Source organism: Streptomyces paludis, assembly GCF_003344965.1.
GTDB classification, from domain to species: Bacteria; Actinomycetota; Actinomycetes; order Streptomycetales; family Streptomycetaceae; genus Streptomyces; species Streptomyces paludis.
In genome coordinates, this window is the sequence record NZ_CP031194.1 from 6,956,178 (window position 1) to 6,971,183 (window position 15,006).

10 protein-coding genes are annotated in these 15,006 nt (G+C 73.0%); 4 read left to right on the forward strand and 6 right to left on the reverse strand.

The window, feature by feature from the left end; genetic code table 11:
- Nucleotides 1-17: 17 nt before the first annotated feature.
- A complete protein-coding gene (locus DVK44_RS30715; RefSeq protein ID WP_114663893.1) occupies nucleotides 18-2,198 on the forward strand; it encodes a 3-hydroxyacyl-CoA dehydrogenase NAD-binding domain-containing protein in 2,181 nt (726 codons plus the stop codon).
- Nucleotides 2,199-2,258: 60 nt separating this feature from the next.
- On the opposite strand, the gene DVK44_RS30720 is transcribed toward DVK44_RS30715, so the two are convergent.
- From DVK44_RS30720 to DVK44_RS30740, 5 genes are all read right to left on the reverse strand, one after another.
- Nucleotides 2,259-2,921, reverse strand: coding sequence for a TetR/AcrR family transcriptional regulator (locus DVK44_RS30720; protein ID WP_114663894.1), 663 nt, complete (start codon nucleotides 2,919-2,921; stop codon nucleotides 2,259-2,261).
- A 63-nt stretch (nucleotides 2,922-2,984) separates the two neighbouring features.
- Nucleotides 2,985-4,808 (reverse strand): bifunctional sugar phosphate isomerase/epimerase/4-hydroxyphenylpyruvate dioxygenase family protein, encoded by a 1,824-nt coding sequence (locus DVK44_RS30725; RefSeq protein WP_114663895.1) that lies wholly within the window; start codon nucleotides 4,806-4,808, stop codon nucleotides 2,985-2,987.
- 54 nt (nucleotides 4,809-4,862) lie between these two features.
- Nucleotides 4,863-5,747: a shikimate dehydrogenase gene (locus DVK44_RS30730; RefSeq protein ID WP_114665543.1), complete on the reverse strand. Its 885-nt coding sequence runs from the start codon at nucleotides 5,745-5,747 to the stop codon at nucleotides 4,863-4,865.
- Between the two features lie 72 nt (nucleotides 5,748-5,819).
- The gene (locus tag DVK44_RS30735) at nucleotides 5,820-7,190 is read right to left on the reverse strand and encodes an MFS transporter (RefSeq protein ID WP_114663896.1); all 1,371 of its coding nucleotides are present in this window, start codon (nucleotides 7,188-7,190) and stop codon (nucleotides 5,820-5,822) included.
- A gap of 208 nt (nucleotides 7,191-7,398) precedes the next feature.
- Nucleotides 7,399-8,511 carry a LacI family DNA-binding transcriptional regulator gene (locus tag DVK44_RS30740; RefSeq protein WP_114663897.1) on the reverse strand — a complete coding sequence of 371 codons (1,113 nt, stop codon included), beginning with the start codon at nucleotides 8,509-8,511 and terminating at the stop codon, nucleotides 7,399-7,401.
- A gap of 222 nt (nucleotides 8,512-8,733) precedes the next feature.
- Between DVK44_RS30740 and DVK44_RS30745 the strand changes: the two genes are divergently transcribed.
- Together DVK44_RS30745 and DVK44_RS30750 are read left to right on the forward strand one after the other, a co-directional pair.
- Nucleotides 8,734-10,749, forward strand: coding sequence for a Xaa-Pro dipeptidyl-peptidase (locus DVK44_RS30745; RefSeq protein WP_114663898.1), 2,016 nt, complete (start codon nucleotides 8,734-8,736; stop codon nucleotides 10,747-10,749).
- Nucleotides 10,749-12,080, forward strand: coding sequence for a M14 family metallopeptidase (locus DVK44_RS30750; RefSeq protein ID WP_114663899.1), 1,332 nt, complete (start codon nucleotides 10,749-10,751; stop codon nucleotides 12,078-12,080). Before DVK44_RS30745 ends, DVK44_RS30750 begins: the two co-directional genes overlap by 1 nt.
- A 72-nt stretch (nucleotides 12,081-12,152) precedes the next feature.
- On the opposite strand, the gene DVK44_RS30755 is transcribed toward DVK44_RS30750, so the two are convergent.
- On the reverse strand, nucleotides 12,153-13,115 hold the full coding sequence (locus tag DVK44_RS30755; protein WP_114663900.1) for an FAD-dependent oxidoreductase: 963 nt from the start codon (nucleotides 13,113-13,115) through the stop codon (nucleotides 12,153-12,155).
- 176 nt (nucleotides 13,116-13,291) lie between these two features.
- Here DVK44_RS30755 and DVK44_RS30760 point away from each other — a divergent pair, with 176 nt between their 5' ends.
- Nucleotides 13,292-14,929 carry an ABC-F family ATP-binding cassette domain-containing protein gene (locus DVK44_RS30760; protein ID WP_114663901.1) on the forward strand — a complete coding sequence of 546 codons (1,638 nt, stop codon included), beginning with the start codon at nucleotides 13,292-13,294 and terminating at the stop codon, nucleotides 14,927-14,929.
- The last annotated feature ends 77 nt before the right edge of the window (nucleotides 14,930-15,006 follow it).

Here is a 15,006-nt window from a genome sequence, read left to right on the forward strand (position 1 = left end):
CCCTACGGAGAAGCAGCATGAGCGAGCCCATCTCCCCGGCCATCCGCTGGGAGCGGGACGACACCGGCGTCGTCACCCTGGTCCTCGACGCCCCGGACCAGTCCGCCAACACCATGAACCAGGCGTTCCGGGACTCCATCGAGGCCGTCGCCGCCCGCGCCGAGGCCGAGCGCGACTCCATCCGGGGCATCGTCGTCACCTCCGCCAAGAAGACCTTCTTCGCGGGCGGCGACCTCAAGGAGATGATCACCTACAGCCCCGGGGACGCCCGGCGGATCTTCGAGGGCGGCATGGCCGTCAAGCGCGCCCTGCGGCGTATCGAGACCCTCGGCAAGCCCGTCGTCGCCGCGATCAACGGCGCGGCCCTGGGCGGCGGTTACGAGATCGCCCTCGCCTGCCACCACCGCATCGCCCTCGACGCCCCCGGCTCCCGGATCGGGCTGCCCGAGGTCACCCTCGGCCTGCTGCCCGCCGGCGGCGGGGTCACCCGTACCGTACGGCTCCTGGGCATCGCCGACGCGCTGCTCAAGGTGCTGCTCCAGGGGACCCGGTACACCCCGGCGCGCGCCCTGGAGAACGGGCTGGTCCACGAAGTCGCCGCCACCCCCGAGGAGATGCTCGACCGGGCCCGCGCCTTCATCGACGCCCACCCGGAATCGCGGCAGCCCTGGGACACCAAGGGCTACCGGATCCCCGGCGGCACACCGTCGAGCCCGCGGCTGGCCGCCCAACTCCCGGCCTTCCCGGCCAACTTGACCAAGCAGCTGGGCGGCGCCCCGTTCCCCGCGCCGCGTGCCGTCCTCGCGGCGGCCGTCGAGGGCTCGCAGGTCGACTTCGAGACCGCGCAGACCATCGAGGCCCGCTACTTCACCGGTCTGGTCACCGGGCAGACCGCCAAGAACATGACCCAGGCGTTCTTCTTCGACCTCCAGGCCGTCAACTCCGGCGCGAGCCGCCCCGAGGGCGTCCCGCCGCGCGAGGTCCGCCGGGTGGCCGTCCTCGGCGCCGGGATGATGGGCGCGGGCATCGCGTACGCCTGCGCGCGCGCCGGTCTCGACGTCGTCCTCAAGGACGTCTCCCAGGAGGCCGCCGACCGGGGCAGGGCGTACGCGGAGAAGCAGCTCGCCAAGGCGCTCGCCCGGGGCCGTACGACCGAGGCCGACCGTGACGCGCTGCTCGCCCGGATCACCCCCACCGCCGACCCCGCCGCGCTCGCCGGCTGCGACGCGGTGATCGAGGCGGTCTTCGAGGACACCGCGCTCAAGCAGCGGGTGTTCCAGGAGATCCAGGACATCGTGGCCCCCGACGCGCTGCTCTGCTCCAACACCTCCACCCTGCCCATCGGCACCCTCGCCGAAGGCCTCTCCCGGCCCGCCGACTTCATCGGACTGCACTTCTTCTCCCCGGCCGACCGGATGCCGCTCGTGGAGATCATCCGGGGCGCGGAGACCGGCGACGAGGCGACGGCCCGCGCCTTCGACCTCGTACGCGCCCTCGGCAAGACCCCGATCGTCGTCAACGACGCGCGTGGTTTCTTCACCTCACGGGTGATCGGCCAGTTCCTCAACGAGGGCGTCGCCCTGCTCGGCGAGGGCATCGAACCGGCCTCCGTCGAACAGGCCGCCGCGCAGGCCGGCTACCCCGGCAAGGTGCTCGCCCTGCTGGACGAGCTGACGCTCACCCTGCCGCGCCGTATCCGCGACGAGGCCAAGCGGGCGGAGGAGGAGGCAGGCCGCGTCTGGACCGGCCACCCCGCCGAGTGGGTGATTGACCGGATGGTGGACGAGTTCGGCCGCACGGGCCGGGCCGCCGGCGCGGGCTTCTACGAGTACGACGAGAACGGCGCCCGGGTCCGGCTCTGGCCGGGGCTGCGCGAGCACTTCTGTACGGACGCCACCGATGTGCCGTTCCGCGACATGAAGGAGCGGATGCTCTTCGCCGAGTCGCTGGACGCCGTGCGCTGTCTGGAGGAGTCCGTGCTGACCTCGGTCGCGGACGCCAACATCGGCTCACTCCTGGGCATCGGGTTCCCGGCGTGGACGGGCGGCGTGCTCCAGTACATCAACGGGTACGAGGGCGGCCTGCCCGGCTATGTCGCGCGCGCCCGCGAGCTGGCGGAGCTGTACGGCGAGCGCTTCGAACCGCCGGCGCTGCTGGTGGCCAAGGCGGAGAAGGGCGACACGTTCACGGACGCCTGACGCCCGGCCGCCGGCGGGTCCTGGCCGTTACCGGGACCCGCCCGGCCGCCCGCCGCCGTATCAGCCGTGCTCCGCCGTCAGATAGGCGATGACCATGTCGCCCAGCAGCGCGCGGTAGTGCTCGCGGCGGTCGGGCGCGGTCAGGTCCCGGCCGAACAGGCTCTGGAACGTATGCCGGTTGGCCACCCGGAAGAAGCAGAACGAACTGATCATCACATGCAGGTCGATCGCGTCGACCTCGGCCGTGAACACGCCCTGCGCCTGGCCCTCGGCCAGGATCCGCCCGGTCACATCGAGCGCGGGGGAGCTGAGCGAACCGAGCCGGGACGAGGCCGCGATGTGCTCGGCCTCATGGATGTTCTCGATCGAGACGAGCCGGATGAAGTCCGGATGCGCCTCGTGGTGGTCGAACGTCACCTCGGCCAGCCGCCGGATCGCGGACACCGGGTCCAGATGCGCGACGTCGATCTCCTGCTCGGCGGCCCGGATCACCCCGTACGCGCGCTCCAGCACCGTGGTGAACAACTGCTCCTTGCTGCCGAAGTAGTAGTAGATCATCCGCTTGGTGGTCCGGGTCAGCGCGGCGATCTCGTCCACCCGGGCGCCCGCGAAACCGGCCCGGGCGAACTCCCGGGTCGCGACATCGAGGATCTCCTCCCGCGTCCGGGCCTTGTCCCGGGTACGCGGGACGGGCGGTGTCGACGGGGGGACGGCGGCTCCCATGGGGCTCCTCGCGGCGAAGGACACGATGATCCCCGAGTCTAATAACGCCAGGCCCCGGCGGATCTAGCGCACCGGCCTGCCCCCGTCCGCCGCGTGCTGGGCCGCCAGGCGTACGGCGGCGTTCTGGGCCCCGTACCCCCGGTAGCCGCCGGTGCGCTGGACGATCTCGAAGAAGACGCGGCCCACGGTGGCCGTGTAGCAGTGGTGGAACTCCCCGTACGCGTCGCGGTCGTACAGGATTCCCCACGCGGCCAGCTCGGCGAGCCGCTCCGGGGGCAGTTCGTAGCGGGCGGCGAGATCGTCGTAGTAGTTGCCGGGGATCGCCAGCAGCCCGGCGCCGCGCCCGTGCAGCAGCCGCGCCGCGGCGACGATGTCGTCCGTGGCGAACGCGATGTGCTGCGGCCGTGCCTCCCGTTCACCGGGGCCCGGGGCGACGTTCAGGGCGATCCGCAGGGAGCCGTCCGCCGTGGACACGGCGCGGCTGCGCAGCAGGCCGAAGGGGTCGGCGAGATCCAGGCTCTCGTCTGGTACGAGACCGAGCACGCCCCGGTAGAAGAGGGACGCCTCGTCGAACTGGTGCCAGGGCTGGGGAAGCGCCACATGGTCGATCCGGGTGATCCCGGCCGCCCCGCCGCCCTCGCCGTCCTCGGTGTTCCCGGGCACCGCCGGGAAGTCGTGCGTCCAGTCGACGGCCCCCGGAGCCGCGTCCGTACGGCAGAAGAACAGCTCCGTGCCGTCCGGCGCGGCCACCGCGTCCAGCGGCGCGTCCCCGGCCGCCCGCCGGCGCGGCACCACCGGCGCCAGCAGCGCCTCGGCCCGTCGTACGGCGGCGGACTGGTCCGGGGTCTCCAGCCCGAGCGCGGCCAGGGTCGCCCCGTCGCGCCGGTCGCCGCCCGCGCTGCTCAGCAGGACACGCGCGGCGCCCTGCTGCCACAGGTCGACCGGTTTGGTGGCGTGCCGGCCGGTCCGGGTGAAGCCGAGCGCCCGCAGCAGCGCGCGCGGCTGTTCGGTGTCGGCGGTCACCAGCTCGGCGAAGGCGAAGCCGGTCGGCGGCACGACGGGAACGGGCGGCGTACCGATCCCCGCCGCCTCCTCCAGCGTGAGCAGCGAGCGCATCGCGTCGACCGCCGTGCGCGCCGCGTCGCCCTGCCGGAAGACGTCGTTGAACACCTCCAGCGACAGGGGTCCCGCGTATCCGGCCCGTACGGTGTGCGCCACCAGGCCCGTGACATCGAAGTCGCCCTGCCCGGGGAAGCAGCGGTAGTGCCGGCTCCACTGGAGCACGTCCATCGCGATACGCGGCGCGTCGGCCAGCTGGAGGAAGAAGATCTTCTCGCCGGGGATGTCCTCGATGCCCCGGGGGTCGGAGCCGCGCGACAGGATGTGGAAGCTGTCCAGGCAGACGCCGAGCGCCGGGTGGTCCGCCGCCTCGACGATGCGCCAGGCATGGTCGTACGTACGGACGTGCCGCCCCCAGGCCAGCGCCTCGTAGGCGAGCCGCACACCGTGCTCGGCGGCGCGTGCGGCGAGCCGGTGGAGGCTCTCGGCGGCGAGGGCGTCGTCGTCCAGGGCGTCGGGCGAGACGCTGGAGCAGACCAGCAGGGTGTCCGCGCCGAGCCGCTCCATCACGGCGAACTTCCGTTCCGCGCGCCGCAGATTGCGGACGAGGACGGCCTCGGGCACGGCCTCGGCGTCCCGGAACGGCTGGTAGAGATCGATGGCCAGCCCGAGATCGGCGGCGCGGGTACGGACCTCCTCGGGGCTCAGGGCGCTCGCGATCAGGTCGTTCTCGAAGATCTCGACCCCGTCGAACCCGGCCGCGGCGGCGGCCGTGAGCTTCTCGGAGAGGGAGCCGCTCAGCGACACCGTGGCGATGGACTTGCGCATGGCGGGGTTCCTCACAGGTGATTCCTCACAGGGCGGCTCCTTGCGGGACGTTCCTCACGGGGCTTTCCTCAAGGGGGTGGGGGCGCCGACCAGATCGGCGAAGTCTTCGAGCATCCGCTCCGGATGGGGTTCGAGGCCGGTGAAGAGCCGGAAGGCGTCGGCGGCCTGGAAGACCGCCATCGCGCCGCCGTCGAGGGTGGCGCAGCCCGTCCGCCGAGCCAGGCGCAGCAGCGCGGTGTCCAGCGGCCGGTAGACCACCTCGGCCACCCACAGCTCCGGCCGCAGCAGCGCGGCCGGCAGCGGCAGCCCCGGGTGGTCGGCCATGCCGGTGGGGGTGGCGTGCACGAGCCCGTCGGCGCGGCTCATCGCGTCGGCCAGCTCGTCCGGCGCGAGGGCCGTCGCCCGGTCCGCGCCGAAGCGCGTACGGAGCGCGGCGGCGAGCGCCGCCGCCCGGCCGGGGTCGGTGTCGGAGACGGCGAGCCGGTCCGTACCGAGCGTGAGCAGCGCGTGTGCGACGGCGGCGCCGGCCCCGCCCGCGCCGAGCTGGACCACCCGGCCGGTCGGCACCCCGAGCAGACCGCGGGCGAAGGACTCCGCGAAGCCGGTGACATCGGTGTTGTGGCCGATGGCGCGGCCGTCCCGGAGGACGACGGTGTTGACCGCGCCGAGCGCCTCGGCGCCCGGCGACAGCTCGTCCAGGTGCCGGATCACCAACTGCTTGCACGGATGGGTGATGTTGAGCCCGTCGAAGCCCAGCGCGCGCGCCGCCCGCACCAGTTCGCCGACCGCCTCGGGCGCCACGCCCAGCTCCGTGATGTCGATGGTGCGGTAGAGCAGCCGCAGCCCGTGCCGGTCGGCCTCGCGCTGGTGCAGCGCGGGGCTCAGCGACGGGCCGATGCCCGCGCCGATCAGGCCGGTGAGATACGAAACGTCGGTCATCATGCCCTTTTCGCTGGATCGGTGGGGGAGCGGAGCGGGGTAGGAGGGGGGAGCGGAGCGCGCGAGCGCGGCTCAGGCGGGGACGGACCGCGACGCGTCGGACGCGTTCGTATCCGCGGGTCCGGGCTTCGCGCCGAGTTCGGCGGTGGGCACCCGGTGGGTCTCCCGGCCGGTCAGCACCGCGAGTGAACTGACCACGCAGAAGGCCGCGGTGAAGATGCCGACACCGATCCAGTTGTCCCCGTCAGGACCGGCGATCTCGGCGGCGAAGGTCACAGCGAACCCGGCGACGGCGAAGCCGATCTGGGTGCCGATGGCCATGCCGGAGAGCCGGACCCGGGTGGGGAACATCTCCCCGTACAGCGAGGGCCACACCCCGTTGGCCGCGCTGTAGACGACACCGAAGAACGCGATGCCGGCGAGGAACACCAGCGGGTAGGAGCCGCTGGAGACGGCCCACAGATAGACGAAGATCATGACCGCCGAGCCGAGCGCCCCGATGAGGAAGACCGGCCGGCGGCCGATCCGGTCGGAGAGCCTGGCCCAGAGCGGAATGGCGCCGAGCGCCACGAGGTTCGCGGTGACCCCGACCCAGAGCATGACGGACTTGTCGAGGCCGACGCTGTCGCTGGTGGCGAACGCCAGCGACCAGACGGTGAAGATGGTGCTGACGGTGGCGATGGTGGCCGCCGCGACGACGCGCAGCACATCGCGCCAGTAGTGGCGCAGCAGATGGACGAGCGGGAGTTCGGCCGCCGGACCGGCCACCGCCGCCGCGTTCTGCTGGAAGGCGGGCGTCTCCTCCAGATTGCGCCGGATCAGATAGCCGACGACCGCGACGACCACGCTGAGCAGGAACGGGATGCGCCAGCCCCAGGAGTAGAGCTGCGCGTCGGGCAGCGCGGCGACCGGGATGAAGACCAGGGTGGCGATGATCTGGCCCGCCTGGGTGCCGTTCAGGGTGAAGCTCGTGTAGAAGCCGCGCCGGTGCTCCGGGGCGTGCTCCAGCGTCATGGAGTTGGCGCTCGCCTGCTCACCGGCGGCCGAGAGCCCCTGGAGCAGCCGCATCAGGACGAGCAGGACCGGTGCGGCGGCCCCGATCTGCGCGTAGGTGGGCAGACAGCCGATGAGGAACGTCGACACGCCCATCAGCATCAGGGTGAAGACCATGACCTGCCGCCGGCCGAGCCGGTCCCCGATATGGCCGAGGAACAGCGCGCCGACCGGACGGGCCGCGTACGCGACTCCGAAGGTGGCGAGCGAGATCAGCGTGGCGGTCGCCGGGTCGTCGGGGTTGAAGAAGACCTTGGGGAAGATCAGGGCCGAGGCGCTGCCGTAGATGAAGAAGTCGTAGTACTCCAGGGCGCTACCGATCCAGGCGGCGACGGCGGCCTTGCGCGGCTTGCCCTGCGGGGGAGAGGCGTCGAGCGGGTGTGCGGACACGCGGGCTCCTCGGAAGGGGGGACGGGGAGGTGGGGGGGAAGAGAGAGCGGTGAGGGCGCTAATTAACGCACTAGGTAGTTAATTACGCTGAGGGGGATCCTGGGACGGGCACCGGAAACTGTCAAGACATCGCGCGGAAACCGCTTCGGAAGCGGTGAGCGGTGAGCCGTGGGCGGTGGGCGGTCGGTGGGCGGTCTTCGGACCCGGATCAGGCCGAGGCGCGCCGGATCAGCGTCGTCGGGGTGATCACCGAGGCGGGCGCCGAACCGTCCTCGGGCCGTATGCCGTCCTCGGGCCGTACGTCGCCTTCGGGCCGTACGCCGCCCTGTTCCGGGCGCGCCCGGCCGAGGTCGCGCAGCAGCAGCCGCGCCATCAGCCGGCCCATCCCCTCGACGTCCTGCCGGACGGTGGTCAGCGGCGGGTCGGTGACCTCGGCGACCGCGTCCATGTCGTCGAAACCGACCAGCGCCACGTCTCCGGGCACCGTCCGGCCGTGCTCCTTGAGGACCCGCAGGGCGCCCGAGGCCATCAGATCGTTCGCGGCGAAGACCGCGTCCAGACCGGGGCACCGCGCCAGCAGCTCCGCCATGGCCAGCGCCCCGCTCTCCACGGTGAACGCCCCCTCGGCGATCAGCGCCGGATCCGCGCCGGGCGCCTGCTCCTCCCGGTAGCCGTCGAGCCGGTCGAGCGCCGAGGTCTGGTCGAGCGGCCCGGCGATATGCGCGATCCGCCGCCGGCCCAGACCGCGCAGATACCGCACCGCCGCGCGGGCGCCGCCCCGGTTGTCGGCGTCCACGTACCGCACGGCCGCCGGGTCCGCGGCCGGCCGGCCGCCGTACACCGTCGGCATCCCGGCCCGCCGGATGATCGCCGGGATCGGGTCGTCGGTGTGCAGCGAGAAGGCGAGCGCGCCATCGGCGTGACCGCCCGCCAGATAGCGCGCGAGCCGGTCGTGGTCGCCCGGCCCGTCGAGCAGCAGCAGCACCAACTGCGTGTCGTGCGCGGACAGTTCCCTGCTGATACCGCGGATCTGCCGGGAGAAGAACGGATCGGAGAAGATCCGTACCTCCGGTTCCGCGATGATCACGGCGACCGCGCCGGTACGCCGGGTCACCAGCGTCCGGGCCGCGTGGTTCGGTACGTACCCCAGCTCCGCGACGGCCCCGCGCACCTTCTCGGCCAGCGCCTCACGCACCCCGGCGCCCCCGCGCACCACCCGGGAGGCCGTGGCCCGGGAGACCCCGGCCCGCGCCGCGACGGCTTCGAGCGTCGGGCGGGAGCCCGGAAACGGCTCGGAGGGCGCGGACGGCTCGGACGGCACGGGGTGTGCTCCTCGGCGGGGGACAAAGCGGGACCGGCCACAGCGTAACCGCTCCCCCCACCCCGCCGAGAGCGCTCTCACCCGCCGCCGGACGCGGCCTTCACCGCGCACCGCGCGCCGCCTCCACTGCGCCGTTGACCGTACGGCTCCGGTCCCGGTCGCGCCCGCCGTGCCGTTAAGGCGCTCTTTTGAACGGGAGTTGACCGGGGTAGCTTCCGCCCCATGGAGATCCGTGAGCGAGGAGCCCGCTGGTCGTACAGAACCCTGGTCGCGGTGGCGTCCGCCGCCCTCTGCGGGGTGCTCGTCGCCCCCGCCGGAGCGGCCCAGGCCGCGCCACCGGGCCCGGCGTCCGCCGGCCGGCCGGCCCCGTCCGTACCGCCGTTGAAGGTGAGCCGGCCGGTCCACTCCTACGAGAACGCCATCCGCGAGTCCGTCTGGGTGGACACCGGGCTCGACGCGGACGGCGACGGCCGCACCGACCGCGTCGCCGTCGACATCGTCCGCCCCGCCGAACTCGCCCGCCAGGGCCGCAAGGTCCCCGTCATCATGGACGCCAGCCCCTACTACTCCTGCTGCGGCCGGGGCAACGAGAGCCAGCGCAAGACATACGACGCGGACGGCAATCCGCTGAACTTCCCGCTCTACTACGACAATTACTTTGTCCCGCGCGGCTACGCCTTCGTCGCCGTCGACCTCGCCGGCACCAACCGCTCCGACGGCTGCGTCGATGTCGGCGGACGCTCCGACATCCAGTCCGCCAAGGCCGTCGTCGACTGGCTGAACGGCCGCGCCCGCGGCTACGCCACCCTCACCGGCACCACCGCCGTACGCGCCGACTGGAGCACCGGCGCCACCGGCATGATCGGCAAGAGCTACGACGGCACCGTCGCCAACGGCGTCGCCGCCACCGGAGTCAAGGGCCTGAAGACGATCGTCCCCATCGGCGCCATCAGCTCCTGGTACGACTACTACTTCCAGCAGGGCGCGCCCCTCTACGGCTCCGGACCGGACTGGCTCTCCAACTACGTCGAGAGCCCCGCCGCCCGCGCCCGCTGCCAGGCCGTCCAGCGCGAGCTGGTCGCCGGAGCGCCGCGCGGCGGCGACTGGACACCGCTGTGGCAGGAGCGCGACTACGTACGCGACGCCCGCAAGGTGAAGGCCAGTGTCTTCGCCGTCCACGGCATGCAGGACCTCAACGTCCGCACCAAGCACCTCGGACAGTGGTGGGACGCCCTCGCCGACGCGGGCGTCGAGCGCAAGATCTGGCTCTCCCAGACCGGTCATGTCGACCCGTTCGACTTCCGCCGCGCCGCCTGGGTCGACACCCTGCACCGCTGGTTCGACCACTATCTCCTCGGCTACGCGAACGGTATCGAGCGCGAGCCCATGGCAGATATCGAGCACGCCCCCGACCAGTGGTCCACCGACCGCGTCTGGCCGCCGCGCACCACCGCCGCCACCACCCTGCGCCCCGGTACGGGCGAGCTGCCCGGCGTCGGCACCCTGACCCGTACGGCCGCGAAGCCCGGCGCCACCGAGACGTTCACCGACGACCGGCGCCTGGGCGAGCAGGACTGGGCCGCCGCCGTCGACCGCACCACCGCCGCCAAGGCGGGCTTCGTCACCGCCCCGCTCAGCCGGCCGCTGCGGCTCTCCGGCTCCTCGAAGGTCACCGTCACCGCGACCCCGTCCACCACCAGCGCCCATCTCTCCGCCGTCCTCGTGGACCTCGGCCCCGACACCATCCGGGACTACGCCGCCGCCGGCGAGGGCATCACCACCCTCGCCGAACGCACCTGCTGGGGACCGAGCACCACCGCCGACAGCTCCTGCTACCGGGAGACCGCCACCCGCACCACCACCGTGGGCCACACCGTCTTCAGCCGGGGCTGGGCCGACCTCGGACACCCGGCCCCGGACGGCCCCCTCGTCCCCGGGACCCCGTACACCGTCACCCTCGAACTCGCCGCGAGCGACCACATCGTGCCGGCCGGCCACCGGCTCGCGCTGATCGTGGCGGGCACCGACCGCGGTCTTGTCGACCCGCCCTCCACCACCCCCACCCTCACCCTCGATCTGGCCAGGACGGCCGCGCGGCTGCCGCTCGTCGGCGGCGCCGCCGCGTTCGACCGCGCCACCACCGGAACCGCCCCGTCGTACAGCACACCGCGCACAGCGGGCCCCAGCGGTGTGTCCCCCCACCGTCCGACCCAGCCGATACCGGGAGACCGCAGTTGATGACACTCCGCCCCCGACACTCTCTCGCCCTGGCGATGGCCACCGCGGCGCTCGTCGTCCCCACCACCGTGCTCCCCGCGCAGGCGGTCACAGCCCAGACCGCGACCGCCCGTGCCACCACCGCCCCGGCCATCAGCGTCTCCGCCGGGCCGCGCACCGGCTTCGAGGCCAACGGCGGTACGGCCTGGACCAGTCAGCCTCAGGAACAGGAGTTCCTCGCCGAGGTCGCCCGGGACGGCGCCGCCTCCCTCACCACCATCGGCACCACCCTGCGGGGCCGCCCGCTCCAGCTCGTGGAGCTGGGCGCCCGGCACGCGCCCGCCACCGTCCTGCTCGTGTGCAGCCAGCACGGCAACGAACCCTCCGGCCGCGAGGCGTGTCTGACCACGGTCCGCGATCTCGCCTACGCGAAGGACGGCGCCACCAAGCGCTTCCTCGCCCGGACGAGCGTCCTCGTCCTGCCCACCGCCAACCCGGACGGCCGCGCGGCCAACACCCGCGGCAACTCCGAGGGTGTCGACATCAACCGCGACCACATCGAACTCGCCACCGCCGAGGCCCGCGCCATGGCCGCCGTCATCCGCGACCGGCGGCCCGACATCATCTACGACCTGCACGAGTACGGCGCCACCCCGCCCTACTACGACAAGGACCTCTTCGACCTCTGGCCGCGCAACCTCAACACCGCCGCCCATGTGCACGACGAGTCACGGACCCTGTCCGAGGGGTACGTCCGCCCCGCCGCGACCGCCGCCGGCCACTCCACCGGCACCTACGGCATCTGGACCGACCCGGTCTCCGGCGACCCCATCCGGCAGACCGCCGGCGACGGACAGGAACGCATCCTGCGCAACGCGTCCGGCGTCAAGCACTCCCTCGGACTGCTCATCGAGAGCCGCGTCAACCCGCTCACCGACGCCGAGAAGGCCGACCCCGCGCTCAACAACCGGCGCCGGGTGACCAGCCAACTCGACGCGCTGAAGGGCCTGTTCACCTTCACCGACGAGCGTCGCGGCCGGATCGCGGCCGCCACGGCCGCCGCCCGGCTGGCCGGCCTCGCCGACCGCGGACCGATCTACCTCGGCGGCGCGGACAACGAACCCGCCACCCCCGAGCAGACGATCCAGCACCCGCCCTGCGGCTACCGGCTCGACGCCGCCCAGTACACGGACGTCAAGGAACGGCTCGCCCTGCACGGCGTGTTCGCCGTACCCGTGGGCAGGACGGGCGCCTTCGTACCGCTGCGCCAGTCGCAGCGCGCCCTCGCCGCGCTGCTCCTCGACGAACGGGCCGAATACCACCTCACGAAGGGCACCCCCGTGGCCTGCTGAGACGGATGAGACGGGGGAGACAGGTGAGACGGGTGGGACGCCGCTGTCCGGCGGGAGTCGGGCAGCGCCGTCTCACCCCACCGCCAGCCGCGCGGCCTCCGCCGCGCACCCCCAGGCCACGGTGACCCCCGCGCCGCCGTGCCCGTAGTTGTGCACCAGCCGCCCGCCGCCCGGCAGGGGTACGGCCTCCAGCCGTACCCTCGGGCGCGCGGGCCGCAGCCCCACCCGGTGCTCCAGCACCCGCGCCCCGGCCAGCTCGGGCCGGATCCTGGCGCAGCGCGCGACGATCGCCCCGGCCTCGGCCGCGTCGGGCCCCAGATCCCAGGAGTGATCGGTCGAGGTCCCGCCGAGCAGCACCCCGTACGGCTGCGGAAAGACATGGGTCATCTCGACCGTCCCGGGCACGATCCCCACGAACCACTCGTCGATCCCCGGGTTCTCCACGATGACGACCTGCCCGCGCACCGGATGCACCGACGGGTCCGAGGCCAGCTCCCGGGCGCCGAGCCCGGTGCAGTCGACCACCACGTCCGTCTCCCGGGCCGGCTCGTCGAAGCCCGTCACCGTACGCCGCTCCACCAGCGCGCCCGCCGCCCGCAACCGCGTCTTGAGATACCGCAGATGGACCGGCATGTCGATCAGCGGCACGGTCGCCCGCAGCCCCTGGCCGAACCCCTCCGGCAGCTCGTCCACGCGCGCCTCGCGCAGCCCGCGCACCTTCGTGGCCCAGCTGCCAAGACCGTCGAGCGGGGTGTTGGCCATCAGCCCGGTCACCATCCGCACCCCGGTCAGCTCCGGTGTAAGCGCCAGCTCCTCGTAGTGGCGCAGCGACTCCTCCAGCCAGCCGCCGACCCGGTGGGCGGGCTCGATGCGGTACGGCCAGAACAGCGCGCCCGCGACCGCCGAGGTGGTCCGGGCGACCGGATCGCGTGTCCACAGCCCGACACGGCGGCCGCTCTCCGCGAGCACCAACGCGGTGGTCAGCCCGATGACTCCGCCGCCGACCACGATCACATCGCTCCTGCTGCCGCTCATGCCCCGGACCGTAGCGGAATCCGGCTGCCAGGCCCATTCGGCGGGGAGGACCGGGGCCGAATCAGGGTGGCTCCCGTACACAATCGTGACCATGGTCACCGCTCCGCCGCACAGCGGCGTGCCCGCGCATAACGGCGTGCCCCGTACCGTGGCCCCCCGTTAGGATCGGCGGTCTGATGACAGCCACGCTCGTAGCCAAGGATCTCGCCGCAGTCCACGGGGACCGCTCGCTCTTCTCGGGACTCGACCTCGTCGTCGCGCCCGGAGACGTGATCGGACTCGTGGGCGCCAACGGCGCCGGCAAGTCCACCCTGCTCCGGCTGCTCGCCGGACTCGACACCGCCGAGCAGGGGCAGCTCCGGCTCTCCCCGCCGACCGCCGCCGTGGGCCATCTGCCCCAGGAACCGGAACGCCGCGCGGGCGAGACGGTACGGGACTTCCTCGGCCGCCGTACGGGAGTCACCGCCGCGCAGACCGCGCTGGACGAGGCCACCCAGGCGCTCGTGGACGGCGCGCCCGGCGCCGACGACGCCTACGCCGCCGGACTGGAGCGCTGGCTGAGCCTCGGCGGCGCCGATCTGGACGAACGGGCCGAGGAGACCGCCGCGTCGCTGGGTCTGACCGTCGGGCTCGACCAGCCCATGACGACCCTCTCCGGCGGCCAGGCCGCCCGCGCGGGCCTCGCCTCGCTGCTGCTCTCGCGGTACGACGTCTTCCTGCTGGACGAGCCCACCAACGATCTCGATCTGGACGGCCTCGAACGCCTGGAGAACTTCGTCACCGGTCTGCGCGCCGGCACGGTCGTCGTCAGCCACGACCGGGAGTTCCTCGTCCGCACCGTGACCAAGATCCTCGAACTCGACCTGGCCCAGCAGAAGATCACCCTCTTCGGCGGCGGCTACGAGGCGTATCTCGAAGAGCGCGAGACGGCCCGCCGCCACGCCCGTGAGGAGTTCGAGGAGTACGCGGACCGGAAGTCGTCGCTGGAGTCCCGCGCCCGCACCCAGCGCGCCTGGATGGAGAAGGGCGTCAAGAACGCCCGCCGCAAGGCGACCGACAACGACAAGATCGGCCGCAACCTCCGTACGGAGTCCACCGAGAAGCAGGCCGCCAAGGCGCGCCAGACCCAGCGTCTGATCGAACGCCTGGATGTCGTCGAGGAGCCCCGCAAGGAGTGGGAGCTGCGGATGGAGATCGCCTCGGCCGACCGCTCGGGCGCGGTCGTCGCCGTGCTCAACGGCGCGGAGGTGGCGCGGGGCGGCTTCCGTCTCGGCCCGGTGACGCTCCAGATCGACCGGACGGACCGGGTCGCCATCACCGGCGCCAACGGCAGCGGCAAGTCCACCCTGCTGGCGGCCCTTCTCGGCCGTCTCCCGCTGGACGCGGGCCACGCGTCGCTGGGCTCCGGGGTGGTGGTGGGCGAGGTCGACCAGGCCCGCGCGCTCTTCCACGGCCCGGAGACGCTCCTCGACGCGTTCCGCCCGGCCGTCCCCGACACCGAACCGGCCGAGATCCGTACGCTCCTCGCCAAGTTCGGCCTCAAGTCGGACCATCTGGGCCGCCCGGCGACGACGCTCTCCCCGGGCGAGCGCACCCGCGCGGCCCTGGCGCTGCTCCAGGGCCGGGGCGTCAACCTGCTGGTCCTGGACGAGCCCACCAACCATCTGGACCTGCCGGCCATCGAACAGCTGGAGTCGGCGCTCGACTCCTACGACGGCACGCTCCTCCTGGTCACCCACGACCGCCGCATGCTGAACGCCGTCCGCACGACACGGCGCTTCCGGCTGGAGGCGGGCCGGGTGACGGAGGCGTAGGCCCGGCGGCCGTCACACCCCAGGACCGGTGGGCGGGGGCGACGGCCGTCCCCTGCCCACCGTCCGGGACAGTCCCC

Excerpts from the sequence above, each read along its gene's own strand:
- DVK44_RS30715 (WP_114663893.1), top strand. The coding sequence starts at position 18 with ATGAGCGAGCCCATCTCCCCGGCCATCCGCTGGGAGCGGGACGACACC.
- DVK44_RS30720 (WP_114663894.1), bottom strand. The coding sequence starts at position 2,921 with ATGGGAGCCGCCGTCCCCCCGTCGACACCGCCCGTCCCGCGTACCCGG.
- DVK44_RS30725 (WP_114663895.1), bottom strand. The coding sequence starts at position 4,808 with ATGCGCAAGTCCATCGCCACGGTGTCGCTGAGCGGCTCCCTCTCCGAG.
- DVK44_RS30730 (WP_114665543.1), bottom strand. The coding sequence starts at position 5,747 with ATGACCGACGTTTCGTATCTCACCGGCCTGATCGGCGCGGGCATCGGC.
- DVK44_RS30745 (WP_114663898.1), top strand. The coding sequence starts at position 8,734 with ATGGAGATCCGTGAGCGAGGAGCCCGCTGGTCGTACAGAACCCTGGTC.
- DVK44_RS30750 (WP_114663899.1), top strand. The coding sequence starts at position 10,749 with ATGACACTCCGCCCCCGACACTCTCTCGCCCTGGCGATGGCCACCGCG.
- DVK44_RS30755 (WP_114663900.1), bottom strand. The coding sequence starts at position 13,115 with ATGAGCGGCAGCAGGAGCGATGTGATCGTGGTCGGCGGCGGAGTCATC.
- DVK44_RS30760 (WP_114663901.1), top strand. The coding sequence starts at position 13,292 with ATGACAGCCACGCTCGTAGCCAAGGATCTCGCCGCAGTCCACGGGGAC.